Origin of the sequence: Paraburkholderia sp. BCC1884, assembly GCF_900996225.1 — a bacterium.
Classification (GTDB): Bacteria; Pseudomonadota; Gammaproteobacteria; order Burkholderiales; family Burkholderiaceae; genus Paraburkholderia.
In genome coordinates, this window is record NZ_CAAJGL010000068.1 from 746,781 (window position 1) to 763,283 (window position 16,503).

A 16,503-nucleotide genomic window follows, 5' to 3' on the forward strand; every position below is an offset into this window, starting at 1 on the left:
CGTGTCGGCAGGTATTGCGGTCTGCACGGCGGGACCAGGCAGGGGGTAGCGATCGACGTACAGACCGGCGATAACCAGAAGGGTCATGATCAACCCGGTGAGCGTCAGCGCGGCTACCCATCGTTGGGCGTCCAGATCGCCAGGGTTCTACATTTGGCAGCGCCGACAGTCAGCCTTCACATTCAGGAACTGGAGGAGCGCAATGGTGCGCCGCTTCTGTCACGCAAGCGCGGACACGTGCAACCGACGGCGATCGGAGAGACGCTTCTGAGAAAGGCGCGGCACCTGCTTGCCGATGCCGCGCAGGCGCTGGACGATGTCCGGCGGCAAGTGCAGGGGCTCGAGGGCCGTGTCGACCTGGCGCGTCGACGGGCGCAATAGCAAACCTCTTTCCGCAAGCGCTCGAAGCGTTGGGGCAACAGCATCCCGCGATCGATGTCCAGATCACGGTGATGACGTCACAGGGCACGCTCAGCCGCCTCGCGGATGGGTCGCTGGATATCGGACTGGTCGCGCGACTCTAGGAAAATCGCGTGCGGCACCCTGATTGTTCTGGGCAGGTCGATCAGAAAAAGTGCTGTATCCCCGCTGAAGCTCCGGAGACATTTGACGAAGCCGGACAATCATGAATCGACTGATTGGCTGACCATGTCGGCGCGGCGGCAGAATATATGACCGTGAAAACGATCGTGCGTAGCAGAGGCGTTGACGGTCAGATATTTGACCAACTTGCCGGTCTGGAACCGGTGCAGCCGACCTTCACGTCGGAGTTCAACCGACTGCACCTGCAACAGGCTCAACTAAAGCGTGAGGAAATAGCGCCCAGGCGATAGCCCAGGCGTTGCCCACCGTATAAGCCGCTCAGGCCTTGATAAACGCAAGCAGATCGGCGTTGATCTGCTCGGCATGCGTAGTAGGCATCCCGTGCGGCAATCCTGGATAGGATTTGAGCGTCCCATGTTTCAGAAGCTTGACGGACTTTGCTCCAGTCGTCGGGAAGGGGCAGATCTGATCGTCCTCGCCGTGCATCACCAGCACCGGCACGTCGATCAACGCGAGATCGTCGTAGAACTCGGTTTCCGACAGTACCTTGACGCAATCGTATTGCGCCTTGATGCCGCCCATCATGCCCTGCCGCCACCAGTTCTCGCGAATGCCTTCGGAGATCGTCGCGCCTGGCCGGTTATAGCCATAGAACGGCATGGTGATGTCCTGGTAGAACTGCGAACGATGATTCGCCGTGCCTTTGCGGATCTCATCGACAACCTCCTTCGGAACACCGTCCGGGTTCTTTTCGGACTTCATGAAGAGTGGCGGAATTGCGCTAATGAGTACCGCTTTCGCTACCCGTCCGTTGCCGGTGCCGTGCCGGGCCACATAACGCGTGACCTCGCCGCCGCCAGTGGAATGCCCGATATGGACCGCGCTCCTGAGATCGAGCACCTTGACCAGTTCGGCGACGTCGGCGGCGTAGGTGTCCATGTCGTTACCGCTCACAGTCTGTGTCGAGCGCCCGTGGCCACGGCGATCGTGAGCGATTACCCGATATCCCTGATCCAGAAAAAACATCAGTTGGGCATCCCAATCATCGGCGGAAAGCGGCCACCCGTGATGAAACACCAATGGTTCTCCCGAGCCCCAGTCCTTGTAGAAAATCTCGGTTCCGTCTGCCGTTGTGATGTATCCACTTCCCGTGTTCGCTTTCATCTCGTATCCTTTCAGAGTCGCTTCAAAATAGAGGGATGAATGTTTGATCAGCGCTGACATGACTTCTGGAAACCAGTCCTTCGGTATCGATCCAGACAACGGAATTGCAATGGACCGGTGGCCTGGAACGTGGGCACACTGACTCCCCGGCCGTCCTACCCCGGTTTGTCGAAATTGTCTGCCGCTGTCAGCGTATTCGGCTCGCCTCGCCACCACAACGGACGAATGTGACAAAAAACATGGCAAAAACGGCACCGGCGTCGGTGCCACGCATGGATATCGGACTCGCGTGCGATGCGGGCACGTCGAACGCGGGTATCTACGGACTGACCGATCTGTTTACGTACGCAGGAGAGTTTGCGGCGAAGCGGGAAAACGGCAGGACGCAACCCCCTGTGCGAGTCACGCACTGGCGAGCGGATGACGCTGCTACCAGGGTCCGGTGTACTTATGACAGTTGCCCCGGTTCGCCGCACGCGTTGTCGCTGGTGGTGATTCCAGGAAATGTACGAGCTCCTGAGAAGACCGAAGAAGATGGTCCGATGCTCGACTGGCTTCGGGAAAAGCACTCGGAAGGCATCGTGCTCGCCGCAGTGTGCGGTGGCGTCTTTATCCTGGCAAGGACGGGTCTTTTAAGCGGCCGGCAGGCGACCACACACTGGTCATTCAGCGATCGGTTCGCCCTGCAATTTCCAGACGTGCTTACTGAAACCGATCATATGGTCATTGACTATGGAGACGTTGTCACCGCTGGGGGTGTGCTCGCGTGGGCAGACCTCGGCCTGCGACTCACCGAGAGATTTCTAGGCACCGCAGTCATGCTGGAAACAGCACGTTTCATGAACGTCGATCCACCAGGACGCGAGCAGCGCTTTTATTGTGAATTCGATCCGCGAACGAAACACGGCGATCGAACCATATTGAAAGCGCAGAAATGGCTCCTCACCCAGCGCGAGTGTCCGGTCAGCGTGGCGGACGTTGCACGGTATGCCGATCTCGAACCCCGCACGTTTCTGCGCCGCTTCGTTGCGGCAACCGGGATGAAGCCAAGTGAATACCAGCAGAGGCTGCGCATTACCCGGGCGCGCGAAATGCTGGAATTCTCGCAGGCAAGTATCGAAGAAATTTCGTGGAGCCTCGGCTATGGCGACGTCGGCGGGTTTCGTCGCGTGTTCCGCAAAGTCATGGGCCTAACTCCTTCAGACTACCGGAGACGTTTCTGCCAGCCGGGTTCGCAGCGGGCCCCATCGAGTTCCGATGGTTCCGGTCACGGATACCCGTTGTCAGCGGTGACTCCGGAACATTCCTGACCGGAGCACCAAACGCCAACCGCGACTCAGAGCAAACAAACCGAGCCCCCGTTGGCGGGAATAGTCCGGAGCGCCGAGATCGACCACCGAACCAGGCCTCATCAATCAGCCTGCTTCAGCACGGAATCGATCGACCCGGTCGCAAGTGCGAGCGCTGCAGCCGCCGACAACGCACCGCTGTAACTATCGGCTTGCGCGTTCTTCGCTGCCAGCAACTGATTCTGTGCGAGCAGAGCGTCAGTCACCGAGCCGACGCCTTGCCGATACGCGCCGATCGCCGCGTCATACGTCGTCTGCGCGGCGGCGAGCAACTCTATGGCCGCAGCGTGCGCGCTCAGACTCGTTTGCAGTGCGTTCTGCGCGCTCACGATTTGCCGAACGGCTTCTTCGCGGCTGCGCGCGAGGCGGGTCGATGCGCTGTCGGCATCGTTGCGGGCCTGCGCAAGCACGGCCGAGCGAAAGCCGCCGTCATACAGTGGAATCGTGACGCCGACGATCACGCTGCCGCCGTAATGGCCGCCGCTCAGATTCACCGTGGGCAGTTGCTGGCCGACAGGTGGCACCGCCGAGATCGATGTATTGCCGCGGTTGTAAGCGCCTGTCGCCGAGACGAAGACCTTGGGCATGAATTCCGATTCGGCGGACTTCACTCTCGCGAGATTGACTCGCTCGGCGGCGTACGCACTCAACACGTCGGCGCGCTGTGCGATCGCGGTAGAGACGATCTGGTCGATCGAGTCATCCATTTCCTTCGGCAGTGCGCGCGCCGGCATCTCGGCGATGTTCGGTTTCGATAGCGGAGAGATTCCCATCGCCGAGATGAGTGTCAGATAAGCATTGCTGACGGCGCCCTGCGCTTCGACGAGCGTGAGCCTGGCCTGGGCCCGATTCTGATTGGCCTGCGCCACTTCGATGACGGTGCCGACACCATGCCTGTAACGCGACTGCGCAGCGGCGAGGATCGCGTCGGCATTCTCGAGCCCTTGCTTCGTCGTAGCGAGGCGGGCACGCGCGGCCTGGTAGGTATAGAACGCGACACTGACGTCGAAGATCACCTGCTGATGGACTGCCGTGAAGCCGATGTTGGCGATCACCGACGCCTGCGACGCTGCTTCGACACGCGCGGCTCGTCCGCCAAAATCGAACAGCAGCCACTGCAGCGCCAACACGCCGGTGGCACCGTGCCCCGATGCACTAGACGACGAATCGCCGAGCGCGGACGTATTCGAATCGTGCAAACCTGCGTACTGGCCCAGCGCCGCAGCGGACAGTTGCGGAAGATAGGCACTCTTCGCGATGCCGGCGGCGAGCGCCGCATTGCGTGCGTCGTTCCACGCGATGCGGGTCAATGGGTTGGCCGACTCCGCCAGATCGATCAGGTCCGGCAGCCCATAGGCACGGGTGTCGTCCAGCGCTGGTGGCGGCGGTACTGCGGCAAGCGCCGGGTTTGCGGGCAACCGGTAGCCGCCCTGCGACGACATACCCGACGCCGACGCCGGCCCCGGCACGATGGCGCCGCTCGCATCGGTTTGCGGTTGCCACGGACGGTCCGGGCGGTCCGGCGCCATGTCCAGTGACGACGTGGCGCAGCCGGCCAGCGTCGCCGTGGCCAGGATCGCAAGCGCGAAGAGAGAGTTACGCCGGCGCATGAGTCGTAAAGTCCTTCGACGCGTCGGCCGACGCGGCATGGTCGAGTTCAGCGAGGCGGGCATCGCCGAGCTTTAGCAACGCGGCGCGCGCGTCGTGGTCGATCGCGGCGTCCGGCGGACGTGACTCCGCTTGTGCGGCGGGTTGCGCACCCGCAACCGCAGCCGTACCGCTATCGGGCGAAGTCAGCGGCGGACTGTCGCCAAGCCGTCTGAGCCAGCCCTCGATTGCGCTATCGCCGGGAGCGCGTTCGGCAAGCAGGAACATCGGCCCTTCGATTGCGCGGAACTCCGCCAGCACGGCCCGATGCTCCGTGATCCACTGTGCTTCAGGGCGGACCCATGAGGGCTCGTAGTGCATCAGCGCCAAGTCGTCTTCGAGCGCGCCGCGTCGCGCCATCGCGGCTGCCGCCTGCACACGGCGAGCGCCGGGGTGCGCCAGCGCGGCTAGCTGCGTCCATTGCTGCCGCAGCGCGCTCAGCGTGGCATCGACCCGCGCGGCGACGCTGTAAGGCCAGACGCGGGTGAAAATCAGATAGACGACGACATTGCCGAGCAAAATCCCGATCGTGCGGTCTCGCGCGAGCGTCAGATCGAAGGCAGGCGCCGCGCCCTGGATCACGCACAGGAAAAACGCGAAGGCGACCTGAAATCCGGCATAGGCAATTCGGGGCGAACCGAAGGCGATCCACGCCGACATCAGCGCACCGGCGAACGCGAGCGCCATCAGCTCGAAAACGGAGGTCAGCATGGGCGTTACGAACACGATCGCCGCCGTGCCGATGAGCGCGCCGAGCAGGCAGCCCACGATCCGCAGCGTCATTTTTTCGACGGTTTCGGCGGTGGTGCCGAGCGACACCACATAGACGGTGATGAAGCAGGTGTGGATGCCGGGCCAGTCGAGTTGCGAGTAGAGCAGATAGCAGAACATCGCCGCGGCGGTGGTCTTCAGCGCGTAGCGAATGTGATCGCGATTCGAGAACGCGTCCGGTAGAAAAAAGCCGCCGCGTTTGGCGGCGGGCGGCGCAGGTTCGGCATCGACTGGCGTTTCCGCGAAGCGGGTGATCGCATCGTGCAGCGTCGCGCTGACGGTTCGTGCGAGCGGCGTGAGGTCCGTCGCGGCGGGCAGGTCGAGCTCGATGTCGACGGGATAGCCGCCTGCCTCGAGCATCCCAGCCATGGTCTCCAGTGTCTGTGCGACGCTGCGGCCAAACAGTGCAGGTAGTCGCGCCGACGGTTCGCGCGCGACCAGATCGGCTGCGACGAGAATCGCGACGGTAGATGAAGCGGCTTGCCGGAGCGCGGCGACATCTGCACGCGTGGACGATCCGTCGAGCACCGACAGCTTGAGCCACGTGCCGATCTGCTCGTCGCCTTCGCGCAGACAGACGGCGAGCCCATCGCGCGCCGCGTCGGGCGCGTCCAGGCCAGTCGCCGCGAGTCGCAGGCGCCTCGCCAGTTCACGGTTGGCCAGCCGGCGTGGCGACGGTCCCAACACCAGGTTCACACAGATCGATACGCCAACCGGAATCGCGACCATCAGCCACGCGTAGAGCAGGGCGCGCGTCGCCACTTCGCCGAACGGTACGCTGCCGAGCTTGTCGAGTGCATAGCCGACGATCAACGCGATGATCGCTCCGACCGGCCGCAACTTGCTCGCCGACGTCAGAAACAGCAACCCGAACGACAGCACGGCAATGCACGACACGCGCCAGACAGGTTCGTCGAGCGCAAAGATAGCGACGACGAAGACGAGCCCGATGATCAGGGTGACGAGCAACAGCAGCACCGAGCTGAGGATCACGCTGAGCACCCGGTCGGGCCGGTTCAGAAAAAAGACGACGTATGCCGAGAGCGCCGCGTCCGGCGTGCCGTAAGCGCTCGCCACGAGCACCGTCAGCGCGCAGATCAATGCGACGCGCAACGCCATCTCCGCGCGCCCAGGGTGAGGCGCCAGCAGTTTCAGGAGTTCGGCGGCGCCGGGGCGGCCCAGATCAGCGGCAGGCTGCGCCATGCCGGACCTCGACGATTGCGCTTGCACCGACACGGACGAGCCGTCCAGCCGGCTCGTCGAGACGTACACGCACCGGAAAACGCTGGGCGACCCGCACCCAGTTGACGGACTGCTGCACGATCGGCAGCGCGCGCGGCAGGTTGATCCGGTCGGAATCGGACACGCCGGCACCGATGCCGACCACTTTGCCGCGCATGGCCTGGCTGCGGTCGATCATCGAATACACCGTCGCACAATCGCCGGTTTCGATGCGAGCCAGCGCTCCTTCACGAAAGTTGGCGACCGCGAACCATTCGTCCGCGTTGACGAGCGTGAAGATCGACTGGTTCGGCGCAACGGTTTCGCCGGCGAGCACGGAGAGACCCGTGACGTAGCCGTTTTGCGACGCCCGCACCACGGTGTCGTCGAGACCGTGCTGGGCGAGCGCCATCGCCGCCTCGCGTGCATGCACCATGGCGATCGCGTCGGCTTCGTCGCCGATGGTCTGCGCGCTGGCCTGCTTCTGTGCTTGTGCCTGTCTCAGCGACAACGCGGCGTCGCGTTGGGCAACCTGCGCCTGGTCCAGTTGCTGAACGGGAACGTAGCCCTTCGCCGCCAGCGGCGCGAGTCGCTGCACATTGCGCGCCGCCAGATCGTAGTTGTGCGCGGCTTTACCCGTCTGATCGCCGGCGATGACCGAGTTCGCGCGTTCTCCGACGATCGTCTTCCTGCGCGTGTCGAGCGCCGCGCGCGCCAGTTCGAGATCCGCCTGGGTTTGCGCGAGCGCGAGACGGTAGGGAACCGGGTCGATCTCGAAGAGCACGTCGCCCCTGGCGACCCGCTGGTTCTCCTGCACCGCGAGTTTGACGATGCGGCCGCCCACGCGGGATGCCACATGGACGACGTCGGCATCGATCGTCGCATCGTCCGTCGACGGGAAACGCGTGGTGCGGTCGTAGGCATAGACCGCTGCCACGATGCCGATTGCAATGATCACGCATGCAATCGCGCGGCCCTTGAAAGAGGCGGTGCGCAAACCGGCGATTTTCATAAGAGCAATCCTGTTCCCGAAAGCCAGAAAAGCACGGCGAGCACCAGGCCGACGGCAAGGCACACGAACAGCTGATACGGGACGACCTGCATCCATCCCGTCGAGAGAAAAATTCGATGAACGATCAGCGCGCCGACAAGGCCGATTAGCGCGCTCAATAGCCAGAGCGGAAAGTAAGCGCCAAAGATTTCATACGATGGCGCGCCGCGCAGCGCGCAACCTTGTAAGGACAGACTTAATACAGCGATGGCCGGAACGTGCCGCAGACGGCGCACGATCGAGTCGCAGGCATTCCTTAAAATAAACTTGAAAGGCATTGCGGCTTGGGCAGAGTGTTGAACACGTTATCGTCGTGTCAGGCTGACATGCGATCATACCTGCCATCGGCAAGCGAGCTTTGCTACGGTGCCGGATCGCCGGAATTATGTCGAACCCGACAATCTCAGCAGGAGCAGACCGTCATGGCAGAACCGCAAACCATTACCCCGGATCGCCCGAAGCTGGTCTCCATCGACGAGATCGTGAATGTTCTGTCTCATCGTCCCACCGCGACCACGCGAGAGCGTGGCTGGAGCGGCGTGACGGTCGATCTGTATCGGCCGCTCGTGAACTGCTCGGAGCGCTATCCCGCGCTTGATCACCATCTGATCTGCTATTGCCCTTCGGGCAGGGCGAAACTGGTTCAGGGGCGCGATGGCGTGTTTCATGAAGGCGTGATTTCGACCGGGGTCAGTCTGCTGATGCCCGCCGGATACGATTCGATCTGGGAGGGCAACGCGGCAGCCTCGGCGCGGCTGCGCATCCCGACCTCGCTCATCGCCTCTGCCGGCGAGCAACTCGGACAACGCAACGTCTCGCAGTTCGAGATTCGCAATGTGTTCGAGACGCGCGATCCGGTGATCGCTAACGTGGCGCAGGTGCTGTTGGGTGAGCTTGAACGCAAGCCGCATCCCGCCCAGGCGCTGATCGTCGACCAGGTCTCCTGCGTGCTCGCGGCGCACCTGCTGCGCAGTTACAACGCGTTCGAGCCGATGAGCGAGTTTCGGGCCCCGCCATTGGGAAAAGCCGAGTTGGCGCGACTGACTGCGTTCATCGAAGACAACCTCGATCAGACCATCGGACTTGCCGAGCTCGCGGCCATCGTGAATGTAAGCCGCTTTCATTTCGCCCGTCTGTTCAGGCAGAGCATGGGCATGACCGCCATCAGCTTTGTCGAGCAATGCCGGATTCGCCGGGCGCAATCGCTGATCGCCGAAACGGACATCCCCCTTGCCCAGATCGCGCTGATGACGGGCTTTGCCGACCAGAGTCACTTTACGCGGCGTTTTCATCGGCACGTCGGTTGCACGCCGGCCGTATTTGCGCGCGAACGTGGCCGGCGCCGCCCGACTCGTCGCCTGTCCGGCTAGCGGGTCGTCGGCTGGCGGGACACTGAACTGTCATGCCAATACCCGTGGCCGACGTCTGCGCAGACTCGAGTCGATGAGATGATCGAGCGATAGCGCACCCGGACCCCATGCAAGGATAGCCACGGCGAGGCTTGCCCAATAGAGGTGGAAGTTTGCCCAGCCGTCAGGAAACACCAGTTGGATCACGCCCGTCATGAGCAGCAGGGCAAGCGCGCTGAAGCGGCTGGCGAGGCCGATCACCAGCAGCACCGGTAGCGTGATTTCGGCGACTCCAACGGCGAACGCCACGATATCGGGCGCGGGAAAACCGACGAGCTTGCCGAACAGGTGAAGCTTGAACTGGTTCTCGAAGAGATAGAGGGTGCCGCCGGAGAGCGACAGAAAGCCATCCCAACGCGTGAGGCCGGAGCGAAAGAAGGGCAGTGCGAGTGCTACACGCAGCAAGGGCGGCGCTGCGATTCGGGCGACGCTCTCCAGCCTGTCGAGAACCAGCCGGATGAATCGCTCGAATCCGTTCTGCGGCGACGGCGCGACGGCGCTCATGCTGCACGCTCCGCATCGGTATGGAGCGGCGCGCCGAGCTCGTCCCATCCGACAACGAGGCGAGCGTCCAACAGGATCGCCAGCGCGTGGCTCAGGTCGAAACGAGCGTCGTCGTCGAGCGCCGCCTCCGTCGCGCGGACGATCTGCGCGTTCGCTGCCAGCGCCGCGATGAACGCCGCCATCCCCGGCGGCAACACGCGCACCTCCACTTCGGCTCTCGGCCGTGCAATGAGTGCGTCTTCGCCACCGGCATCGATATCGACGATCGTCGGCACGCCGTCTTCGATATTCATTTGCCAGATGGTGACCACGGGAAACGACGATCGGACCACGCGGGCCGAAGGGTGAAGTGCGAGGCGGATCGATGGCACGTGTTCCGGCGCGATACGCGCGAACGCCGCAGGCTCGAGCGGCAAGGCCTCGGCGGCGTGATAGGCCTCCGCCCACGCGCGCTCCAGGCGCGCGACGTCGCGCAGATAGGGGAGCGAAGCGGCCGGCTCGAAGGCACCAACGAAATCGGCGAATCCCACGCCATAATCAAGCATGACCGGCGAGCGCGGCGGCTCGTGTACGACATGAATCCGGGCCATCGCAGCGAAGAATTCATCGCCGACGATGCGACGCGTTACTGGGAACGCAGCCTTCAGCGCTTCGCCGAGGCCGGCGACGACATTGTTTCTGTAGACCGCGAAGCGCCTCTCGGCAGGCTCGCCATCGGGGCCGTTCAAACCGCGCGGAAGCGGACAGGCTGGATCGAGGATTGCCCTGGCAAATTCCAGTTGGCGCTCGCCGAGCGGCTGATAGGCGTTTTCGTGTTTCATCGGCTTCTCACGATCTGGCAGGCCGTTGAACGACGTTCGACCACAACTGCCGCAGACTGTCGACGCCGCCCGCGGTCGAACTCCAGAGCGTCGCGTCGCTGACGAGCAGACTGCCGGGGAACGTGTCCGGCTTCGATTGAAGCAGCGCATCGAAAGCGGTGTGCTCGCGCGCGAAGGGGTGAGGTGGTGCGTTCAGATCGATCTTCTGCCGAGCCAGCACGTCCAGTTTCGCGAGCGCGTCGCCCAACCGTTCGAAATGCGGCAGATGCGGATGCAGATTGAACGTATCGACGCCGCGCAGAAGGCTCAGGCGGTCGAGCGCCGATTCGGCATCGATGGCAGCGGGTGATCCGTCGGCATCGACAGCCGGGTGGAGTCCGAAGCGGTTTTGCACAGGTATCCCCAACCCGGCCAGCAACGAGCGCGCGAATCCGCCAAAACGTTGTTGAGGCGGCAGCGACCTGTCGCCGTGATGAAGGAACTCCGCCACCTGACGTTGCAGCCGCTCGTCATGCGAAAGCTCGGGCACGTCGCCGATGTCGTGATGCGGGCAAATGAACAGGAGATGGTCCGGCTGCGCCAGAAAGCGGCGTACGGCGGACAGTTCTATGTCGCTCGCAATCTGGTTGGTCCGAAACGAGTCGAAGCTGATGACGATGACCGTGTCGACGTTCTCGAGAACGTCCGAATCGAGCGGAGTCGGACGACCATCGTCGACGACTCGCTCGACCTGTACCACCGGTTCGCCGGTCTGCGCGCCGGCAAACTCAACGAAAGCGGCGAAGTTCGGCTTCATGATGTGATCGAGAAAACCCGCCACACTCTGGTCGAAGCCGGCTGGATCGGACAACTCTTCGAACCTTGGATAAGCCAGCCGACGGCTCTCGAAGAGGGTCGGAAACCGGTTCTCGATGACGCCCAGCGGCGCCTCGATCTCGCCGGGTCGACTCCAGGCGTAATAGACAAGTACCTTGCGTTTGATCATCGTATTTCTCTTCTCGCTCGATAGTGGCGCGTCAGCCAGGTGACAGCGCTGTTCTTTGCGCGGTTATTCGCATGGTGTGTCCGGCGCTGCGCGCTGGTTCCTGCAGGATCGCTTCGGCGCGCTCCGCTTCCGCTTGCAACGTCGGCCAGTCGGGTACATTGGCGTCCCATTCGATCAATGCCGGCAGCGGTCCCGTCACCTCACAGGCATAGGCGAATAGATCCCAGACCCTGGCGTCGACGTGCCGATCGTGTGTGTCGATGAGCAGCGCCCGGCCTTTTTCGTCGACCTCACGCGCATGTCCGGCGAGATGGAACTGCTGGACCTTCGCGAGCGGATAGGCGTCGATATAGGCGAACGGATTCCACCGCTGGTTGACCGACGAGACGAGCACGTTGTTGATGTCGAGCAGGAGCCCGCAATCGGTTCGCCGCACGATTTCGGCGATAAAGTCGGTCTCCGAATAACTGCTTTCGGCGAAGGCAAGATAGGTCGAGGGATTTTCCAGCAGCATCTGCAGACCCAGCGCCTCCTGCACCTGGTCGATATGATCGACGACACGATGCAAGGTCTGCAACGTGTAGGGCAAAGGCAGCAGATCATTGAGGAACCCGGCGTCGTGGCTCGACCATGTGAGATGCTCCGAGAACAGTGCGGGAGCATAGCGTGCGATCAGTTCCTTGAGGCGTCGCAAGTGCTCCGTATCCAGAGGCCGATCACTCCCAATCGACAAACCGACCCCATGAAGCGACAGCGGATAGCGCTCGCGCACGGCCGACAGAAAGCGATGGGGCGGACCGCCGGCTCCCATATAGTTTTCGGCGTGCACCTCGAAAAAACCGACATCAGGTTGCGTTTCTACGATCGTGCGGTAGTGCTCCGCTTTTAAGGCGACGCCGCCGCGATGCGGCATTTTTCGGGTATCGGAAGCAACGGACGGCGCGCGCACGGGCGTCTCTCAGGTAAGCAGGGAAACAAGCCGGGGCACGCTTGCGCCCCGGCCGATCAGGATAGCTTCAGACCTTGGGTGTCAGGCTGCCGGCCCCATTCGGCGTGGACATCGCGGTGCAGGTGCCTTTCGGCACCAGCTTGAATGCGTTGCCCTGGTAATCCGTGCTGCTGGTTCCGGCGCAGGTCGTACCGGCACCGGCGTAGCAATCGTTTTGTCCTTTCAGTGCGGTCCCGAAGCAGGGTTCGACCTTGCCCGATTTGACGAGTTGAGTATGCTCCGCCTGGATTTTTTTCTGCGCGGCAGTGAACTCCTGGGCGTCGGCCGGGACCGCGGAAAGCGCACCGAGTGCCGCGGCAAAAGCGCTAACTACGAAAGCAGACGTTTTACGATGGGACATGCTGTTTCTCCAGCTATTAAGGTTGGGAGTCGCGATTTTGGCGTTCTACGACGGTTCTCCTTACCGTCGGCGTAAAAATAGCGGATTGGCAGTCGTGGAAGATTGAACGATGTTGCGCTCGTTGGTTTCCGATTGCTCGGCTGCGTCGAAAGGGGGCGCTGACGTTTGCCTGGCGCCGACAGGAGCGTTCGACTGAAGTGGTGCTTTGTGGTGCGCTGCGGCACCCGGGTCTGCCGCAGCGCATACGGCGGGGGAAAAACTGTTTGCTGCCAGTGAGGCATTGTTGGGCGAGACCCGCTTTCGGGCGTGGCACTGCGCAGGGGCCGATACTTTGGCGAGCGTGCTAGGCGTGCGTCTTATACGCCGGCAGTTCTTTCCCCAATCGCGCGCCCATCTCCGCGCCAAGAGCCTGCAGGCCGCTTAGCGGCCGCACCATGACTTCGAATTCGACGATCTTCCCCGTCTCGTCGAAGCGGATGAAGTCGATGCCTTTGAGCGACTTGTCGCCAACATGCGCGCTGAACTCCAGAACCACGTTCAGCCCATCGTCCGATGCGAGTTGGCGATGGTAAGTGAAATTTTCGAATACCTGAATGACCGTGCCCAATACAAGCGATAACGCGGGTGCCGACACATAAGGCGAGGCGGCCATCGGCGAACGGAATACCACGTCCGGATGCGTGATCGTGCCGAGTTCGCTCAGGTCGCGGCGCTCGATCATCGCGTGCCAATGGGCGAGCGACGGTGCAACGGCGGGATGCAAACCGGCAGGCGAAGGAGAATGAGCGGGAGGAGAGGTCATGGTGGTTTCCTGCCTTGATGTCGTTCAGTGTGATGAATGGCGAAATGGATCGAGCGCACGCGGCGTTCGCCTAGATATTCGCGGCCAGTACGGTGCCCTGATGAATCGCGCGCTTCGCATCCAGTTCGGCGGCAACATCGGCGCCGCCGATCAGGTGCACCGAACAGTTGGCGGCGCGCAGGCCGTCGTATAGCTCGCGCTGAGGGTCTTGCCCGGCACAGACTACGACATTGTCGACCGGCAGAATGTGTGGCTCGCCGTCGATTAGCACTTGCAAACCGGTGTCGTCGATCCTCTCGTAGACGACGTTCGACGACATGGCCACACGGCGTGCCTTGAGTGATGTGCGATGGATCCAGCCAGTCGTTTTGCCGAGTTGCTCGCCGACCTTCGACGCCTTGCGCTGCATGAGATGCACCCGCCGTGTAGAGGCTTCGACGCGTGGCGAGCCTAAACCACCGCGCTCGCCGTACTCTGTGTCGATACCCCATTGCGAGTAAAAGTGCGCGGGTGTCGCGCTGTCGCTATCGCCCTCGTGGGTCAGGTATTCGGAGACATCAAAGCCGATTCCGCCCGCGCCGATTACTGCCACGTTGGTGCCGACCGGCTTGTCGTCGCGCAGCACGTCGAGATAACCCAGCACGCTCGGGTGATCGATGCCTTCGATTGCCGGCACCCGCGGCACCACGCCCGTGGCCAGCACGATCTCGTCGAAGCCGCCGTCGACCAGTTGCTGCACATCCACGCGCGTACCGAGATGCACGTCGACATCGTGCAACTCGAGTTGGCGCCTGTAATAACGGAGCGTTTCGTAAAATTCTTCCTTGCCTGGCACTTTCTTCGCGATATTGAACTGGCCGCCGATTTCCGCCGCAGCTTCGAACAGGGTGACCTGGTGGCCGCGTTCGGCAGCGGTGATCGAGAAGCTGAGGCCGGCCGGACCGGCGCCGACCACCGCGATTTTCCTGGGCTGCGCAGCCGCTTCAAGAACCAGTTCCGTTTCGTGACAGGCGCGCGGATTGACGAGGCACGAGGTGATTTCTCCCTTGAACGTATGGTCGAGGCACGCCTGGTTGCAGCCGATACAGGTGTTGATCTCATCCGCGCGACCCTCGCGTGCCTTGCGAACGAAAGCCGGGTCGGCGAGAAACGGTCGCGCCATCGACACCATGTCGCAATAGCCGTGCGCGAGCAGTCGTTCGGCGACATCGGGCGTATTGATCCGGTTGGTCGCGACGAGCGGAATGCCCAACTTGCCCATGAGTCGTTGCGTCACCCATGCGAAGGCGGCGCGCGGCACCTTGGTCGCGATAGTGGGAATGCGCGCTTCGTGCCAGCCGATGCCCGTGTTGACGATGGTCGCGCCCGCCGCTTCGATCGCTTGCGCCAGTTGGATCACTTCCTCGAGCGTCGAGCCGCCTTCGACGAGATCGAGCATCGACAGCCGATAGATCACGATGAAGTTGGTGCCCACCCGTTCGCGCACACGCCGGACGATCTCGACCGGAAAACGGATGCGGTTCTCATACGCACCGCCCCACGCGTCGTCGCGCTGGTTCGTGCGTGCCGCGATGAACTCGTTGATGAGATAGCCTTCCGAGCCCATGATCTCGACGCCGTCATAGCCCGCATATTGCGCGAGTTCGGCGCAACGGACGAAGTCGGCAATGGTCTGCTCGACCTCGTCGGCGCTGAGGGCATGCGGCGTAAACGGATTGATCGGTGCCTTCAGCGCGCTTGGCGCCACGAGCGCCGGATGGTACGCATAGCGGCCGAAGTGAAGGATCTGCATCGCAATCTTGCCGCCCTCCGCGTGTACCGCACGCGTTACGATGCGATGGCGCTCCGCTTCTTCTTCGCTGGTGAGCGCCGCGCCCGCGCCCATCGGCCGGCCGCGCTCGTTCGGCGCGATGCCACCGGTCACGATCAGGCCAACTTCACCACGAGCCCGTTCCGCATAGAACGCCGCCATGCGCTCGAAGCCATTCGGTGCCTCCTCAAGGCCGACATGCATCGAACCCATCAGCACACGATTGCGTAGCGACGTAAAGCCGAGTTCGAGCGGTGCGTTCAGGTGAGGGTAATGGACCATCGGTAAAGTTCCTCGTTAATGCAACTGGTTGCATTAATATAGCGTCGCCGAACGGAATAATGCAACCAGTTGCATAGATGGAGACTTCAAGGAAAACCCTGTGGCCCCACTATGGCATGATGCAAACCTTGCCCAGCCTTCCACCGATTGACTATGTCTCTGCCTCACGCTCTTCTCACTGCGCTTGCCGAGCGGCCCGGCTCTGGCTCGGAACTGGCAGGCCGCTTCGATCGGTCTATTGGTCATTTCTGGCACGCCACGCATCAACAGATTTATCGCGAGTTGGGCCGTCTCGAGGAGGCCGGATGGGTCGAGTCACTGCCGGCGGAGTCGGGACGCGGACGCAAGCGCGCTTATCGACTGCTGCCTGCCGGGAAGAAAGAGTTGCGGCGCTGGGTTGCCGAAAGCAAAGATCCGATGCCGCAGCGCGACGAACTCATGGTGCGGCTGCGAGCGGAGGCCGTGCTCGGCGCAGCTGGTCTGGAGAAGGAAATCAAGCGGCGCCTCAAGCTACATGAAGAGAAGCTCGATCTTTATCGCCGCATCGAGGTGCACGATTTTTCGATCAATGTCGAATCGCGGGCGAAGCGCTTGCAGCATCTGGTGCTCAAGGCGGGCATTGCTCAGGAGCAGTTCTGGGTCGACTTTTCCCGTGAGGCGCTCGACATTCTGAAGGCGAAGCAGTGACGGCGATGGCGTAGGTTGATGGGGACGCGTATCGGCCTATCGCATTGATCTGCCGACGCATGCCGTTGCCGCGCGCTACCTGAATGGCGGCCTCTGCCATAAGAGGCC

General features: G+C 62.5%; 15 protein-coding genes and 1 pseudogene. 4 read left to right on the top strand and 12 right to left on the bottom strand.

Going from position 1 to position 16,503, the window contains the following annotated elements:
* Positions 1–138 precede the first annotated feature (138 nt).
* A pseudogene (locus tag FQ705_RS10275) lies at positions 139–515 on the top strand (LysR family transcriptional regulator); the annotation flags it as partial.
* Positions 516–861: 346 nt separating this feature from the next.
* Here the strand turns inward: FQ705_RS10275 and FQ705_RS10280 are convergent.
* On the bottom strand, positions 862–1,707 hold the full coding sequence (locus tag FQ705_RS10280) for an alpha/beta fold hydrolase (protein WP_144142310.1): 846 nt from the start codon (positions 1,705–1,707) through the stop codon (positions 862–864).
* A gap of 272 nt (positions 1,708–1,979) precedes the next feature.
* Between FQ705_RS10280 and FQ705_RS10285 the strand changes: the two genes are divergently transcribed.
* The gene (locus FQ705_RS10285; RefSeq protein ID WP_222105638.1) at positions 1,980–3,017 is read left to right on the top strand and encodes a GlxA family transcriptional regulator; all 1,038 of its coding nucleotides are present in this window, start codon (positions 1,980–1,982) and stop codon (positions 3,015–3,017) included.
* 101 nt (positions 3,018–3,118) lie between these two features.
* Here the strand turns inward: FQ705_RS10285 and FQ705_RS10290 are convergent, their stop codons facing one another.
* From FQ705_RS10290 to FQ705_RS10305, 4 genes are read right to left on the bottom strand one after another with little or no spacing between them, the layout of a single operon-like run.
* Positions 3,119–4,666, bottom strand: coding sequence for a TolC family protein (locus tag FQ705_RS10290; protein ID WP_144140417.1), 1,548 nt, complete (start codon positions 4,664–4,666; stop codon positions 3,119–3,121).
* Positions 4,653–6,677 carry an FUSC family protein gene (locus FQ705_RS10295; protein WP_144140419.1) on the bottom strand — a complete coding sequence of 675 codons (2,025 nt, stop codon included), beginning with the start codon at positions 6,675–6,677 and terminating at the stop codon, positions 4,653–4,655. The genes FQ705_RS10290 and FQ705_RS10295 overlap by 14 nt, the downstream gene beginning before the upstream one ends.
* On the bottom strand, positions 6,658–7,707 hold the full coding sequence (gene mdtN / locus FQ705_RS10300; RefSeq protein ID WP_144140421.1) for a multidrug transporter subunit MdtN: 1,050 nt from the start codon (positions 7,705–7,707) through the stop codon (positions 6,658–6,660). The genes FQ705_RS10295 and mdtN overlap by 20 nt, the downstream gene beginning before the upstream one ends.
* Positions 7,704–8,024 carry a YtcA family lipoprotein gene (locus FQ705_RS10305; RefSeq protein WP_144140423.1) on the bottom strand — a complete coding sequence of 107 codons (321 nt, stop codon included), beginning with the start codon at positions 8,022–8,024 and terminating at the stop codon, positions 7,704–7,706. Before FQ705_RS10305 ends, mdtN begins: the two co-directional genes overlap by 4 nt.
* A gap of 144 nt (positions 8,025–8,168) precedes the next feature.
* Here FQ705_RS10305 and FQ705_RS10310 point away from each other — a divergent pair, with 144 nt between their 5' ends.
* Positions 8,169–9,116, top strand: coding sequence for a helix-turn-helix domain-containing protein (locus FQ705_RS10310; protein ID WP_144140425.1), 948 nt, complete (start codon positions 8,169–8,171; stop codon positions 9,114–9,116).
* Between the two features lie 30 nt (positions 9,117–9,146).
* On the opposite strand, the gene FQ705_RS10315 is transcribed toward FQ705_RS10310, so the two are convergent.
* The 7 genes from FQ705_RS10315 to FQ705_RS10345 all read right to left on the bottom strand — a co-directional run bounded on the left by FQ705_RS10315 (position 9,147) and on the right by FQ705_RS10345 (position 15,708).
* Positions 9,147–9,659 carry a DoxX family protein gene (locus FQ705_RS10315; RefSeq protein WP_144140427.1) on the bottom strand — a complete coding sequence of 171 codons (513 nt, stop codon included), beginning with the start codon at positions 9,657–9,659 and terminating at the stop codon, positions 9,147–9,149.
* Entirely contained in the window at positions 9,656–10,480 is an 825-nt protein-coding gene (locus FQ705_RS10320; RefSeq protein WP_144140429.1) for a DUF2063 domain-containing protein, read from the bottom strand. The genes FQ705_RS10315 and FQ705_RS10320 overlap by 4 nt, the downstream gene beginning before the upstream one ends.
* A 7-nt stretch (positions 10,481–10,487) precedes the next feature.
* Positions 10,488–11,465, bottom strand: coding sequence for a hypothetical protein (locus tag FQ705_RS10325; RefSeq protein ID WP_144140431.1), 978 nt, complete (start codon positions 11,463–11,465; stop codon positions 10,488–10,490).
* Positions 11,466–11,496: 31 nt separating this feature from the next.
* On the bottom strand, positions 11,497–12,378 hold the full coding sequence (locus tag FQ705_RS10330) for a DUF692 domain-containing protein (RefSeq protein WP_144140433.1): 882 nt from the start codon (positions 12,376–12,378) through the stop codon (positions 11,497–11,499).
* 103 nt (positions 12,379–12,481) lie between these two features.
* Positions 12,482–12,814, bottom strand: a complete 333-nt coding sequence (locus FQ705_RS10335) for a DUF2282 domain-containing protein (protein WP_144140435.1) — start codon at positions 12,812–12,814, stop codon at positions 12,482–12,484.
* A 343-nt stretch (positions 12,815–13,157) separates the two neighbouring features.
* Positions 13,158–13,616 carry a nuclear transport factor 2 family protein gene (locus FQ705_RS10340; protein WP_144140437.1) on the bottom strand — a complete coding sequence of 153 codons (459 nt, stop codon included), beginning with the start codon at positions 13,614–13,616 and terminating at the stop codon, positions 13,158–13,160.
* Between the two features lie 70 nt (positions 13,617–13,686).
* A complete protein-coding gene (locus tag FQ705_RS10345) occupies positions 13,687–15,708 on the bottom strand; it encodes an FAD-dependent oxidoreductase (RefSeq protein WP_144140439.1) in 2,022 nt (673 codons plus the stop codon).
* A gap of 153 nt (positions 15,709–15,861) precedes the next feature.
* Between FQ705_RS10345 and FQ705_RS10350 the strand changes: the two genes are divergently transcribed.
* Complete coding sequence (locus tag FQ705_RS10350) at positions 15,862–16,395, top strand: PadR family transcriptional regulator (RefSeq protein ID WP_144140440.1); 534 nt, start codon at positions 15,862–15,864, stop codon at positions 16,393–16,395.
* Positions 16,396–16,503 lie beyond the last annotated feature (108 nt).

Coding starts and splice junctions, on each gene's coding strand:
- FQ705_RS10280 (WP_144142310.1), bottom strand. CDS start 1,707: ATGAAAGCGAACACGGGAAGTGGATACATCACAACGGCAGACGGAACC.
- FQ705_RS10285 (WP_222105638.1), top strand. CDS start 1,980: ATGGATATCGGACTCGCGTGCGATGCGGGCACGTCGAACGCGGGTATC.
- FQ705_RS10290 (WP_144140417.1), bottom strand. CDS start 4,666: ATGCGCCGGCGTAACTCTCTCTTCGCGCTTGCGATCCTGGCCACGGCG.
- FQ705_RS10295 (WP_144140419.1), bottom strand. CDS start 6,677: ATGGCGCAGCCTGCCGCTGATCTGGGCCGCCCCGGCGCCGCCGAACTC.
- mdtN (WP_144140421.1), bottom strand. CDS start 7,707: ATGAAAATCGCCGGTTTGCGCACCGCCTCTTTCAAGGGCCGCGCGATT.
- FQ705_RS10305 (WP_144140423.1), bottom strand. CDS start 8,024: ATGCCTTTCAAGTTTATTTTAAGGAATGCCTGCGACTCGATCGTGCGC.
- FQ705_RS10310 (WP_144140425.1), top strand. CDS start 8,169: ATGGCAGAACCGCAAACCATTACCCCGGATCGCCCGAAGCTGGTCTCC.
- FQ705_RS10315 (WP_144140427.1), bottom strand. CDS start 9,659: ATGAGCGCCGTCGCGCCGTCGCCGCAGAACGGATTCGAGCGATTCATC.
- FQ705_RS10320 (WP_144140429.1), bottom strand. CDS start 10,480: ATGAAACACGAAAACGCCTATCAGCCGCTCGGCGAGCGCCAACTGGAA.
- FQ705_RS10325 (WP_144140431.1), bottom strand. CDS start 11,465: ATGATCAAACGCAAGGTACTTGTCTATTACGCCTGGAGTCGACCCGGC.
- FQ705_RS10330 (WP_144140433.1), bottom strand. CDS start 12,378: ATGCCGCATCGCGGCGGCGTCGCCTTAAAAGCGGAGCACTACCGCACG.
- FQ705_RS10335 (WP_144140435.1), bottom strand. CDS start 12,814: ATGTCCCATCGTAAAACGTCTGCTTTCGTAGTTAGCGCTTTTGCCGCG.
- FQ705_RS10340 (WP_144140437.1), bottom strand. CDS start 13,616: ATGACCTCTCCTCCCGCTCATTCTCCTTCGCCTGCCGGTTTGCATCCC.
- FQ705_RS10345 (WP_144140439.1), bottom strand. CDS start 15,708: ATGGTCCATTACCCTCACCTGAACGCACCGCTCGAACTCGGCTTTACG.
- FQ705_RS10350 (WP_144140440.1), top strand. CDS start 15,862: ATGTCTCTGCCTCACGCTCTTCTCACTGCGCTTGCCGAGCGGCCCGGC.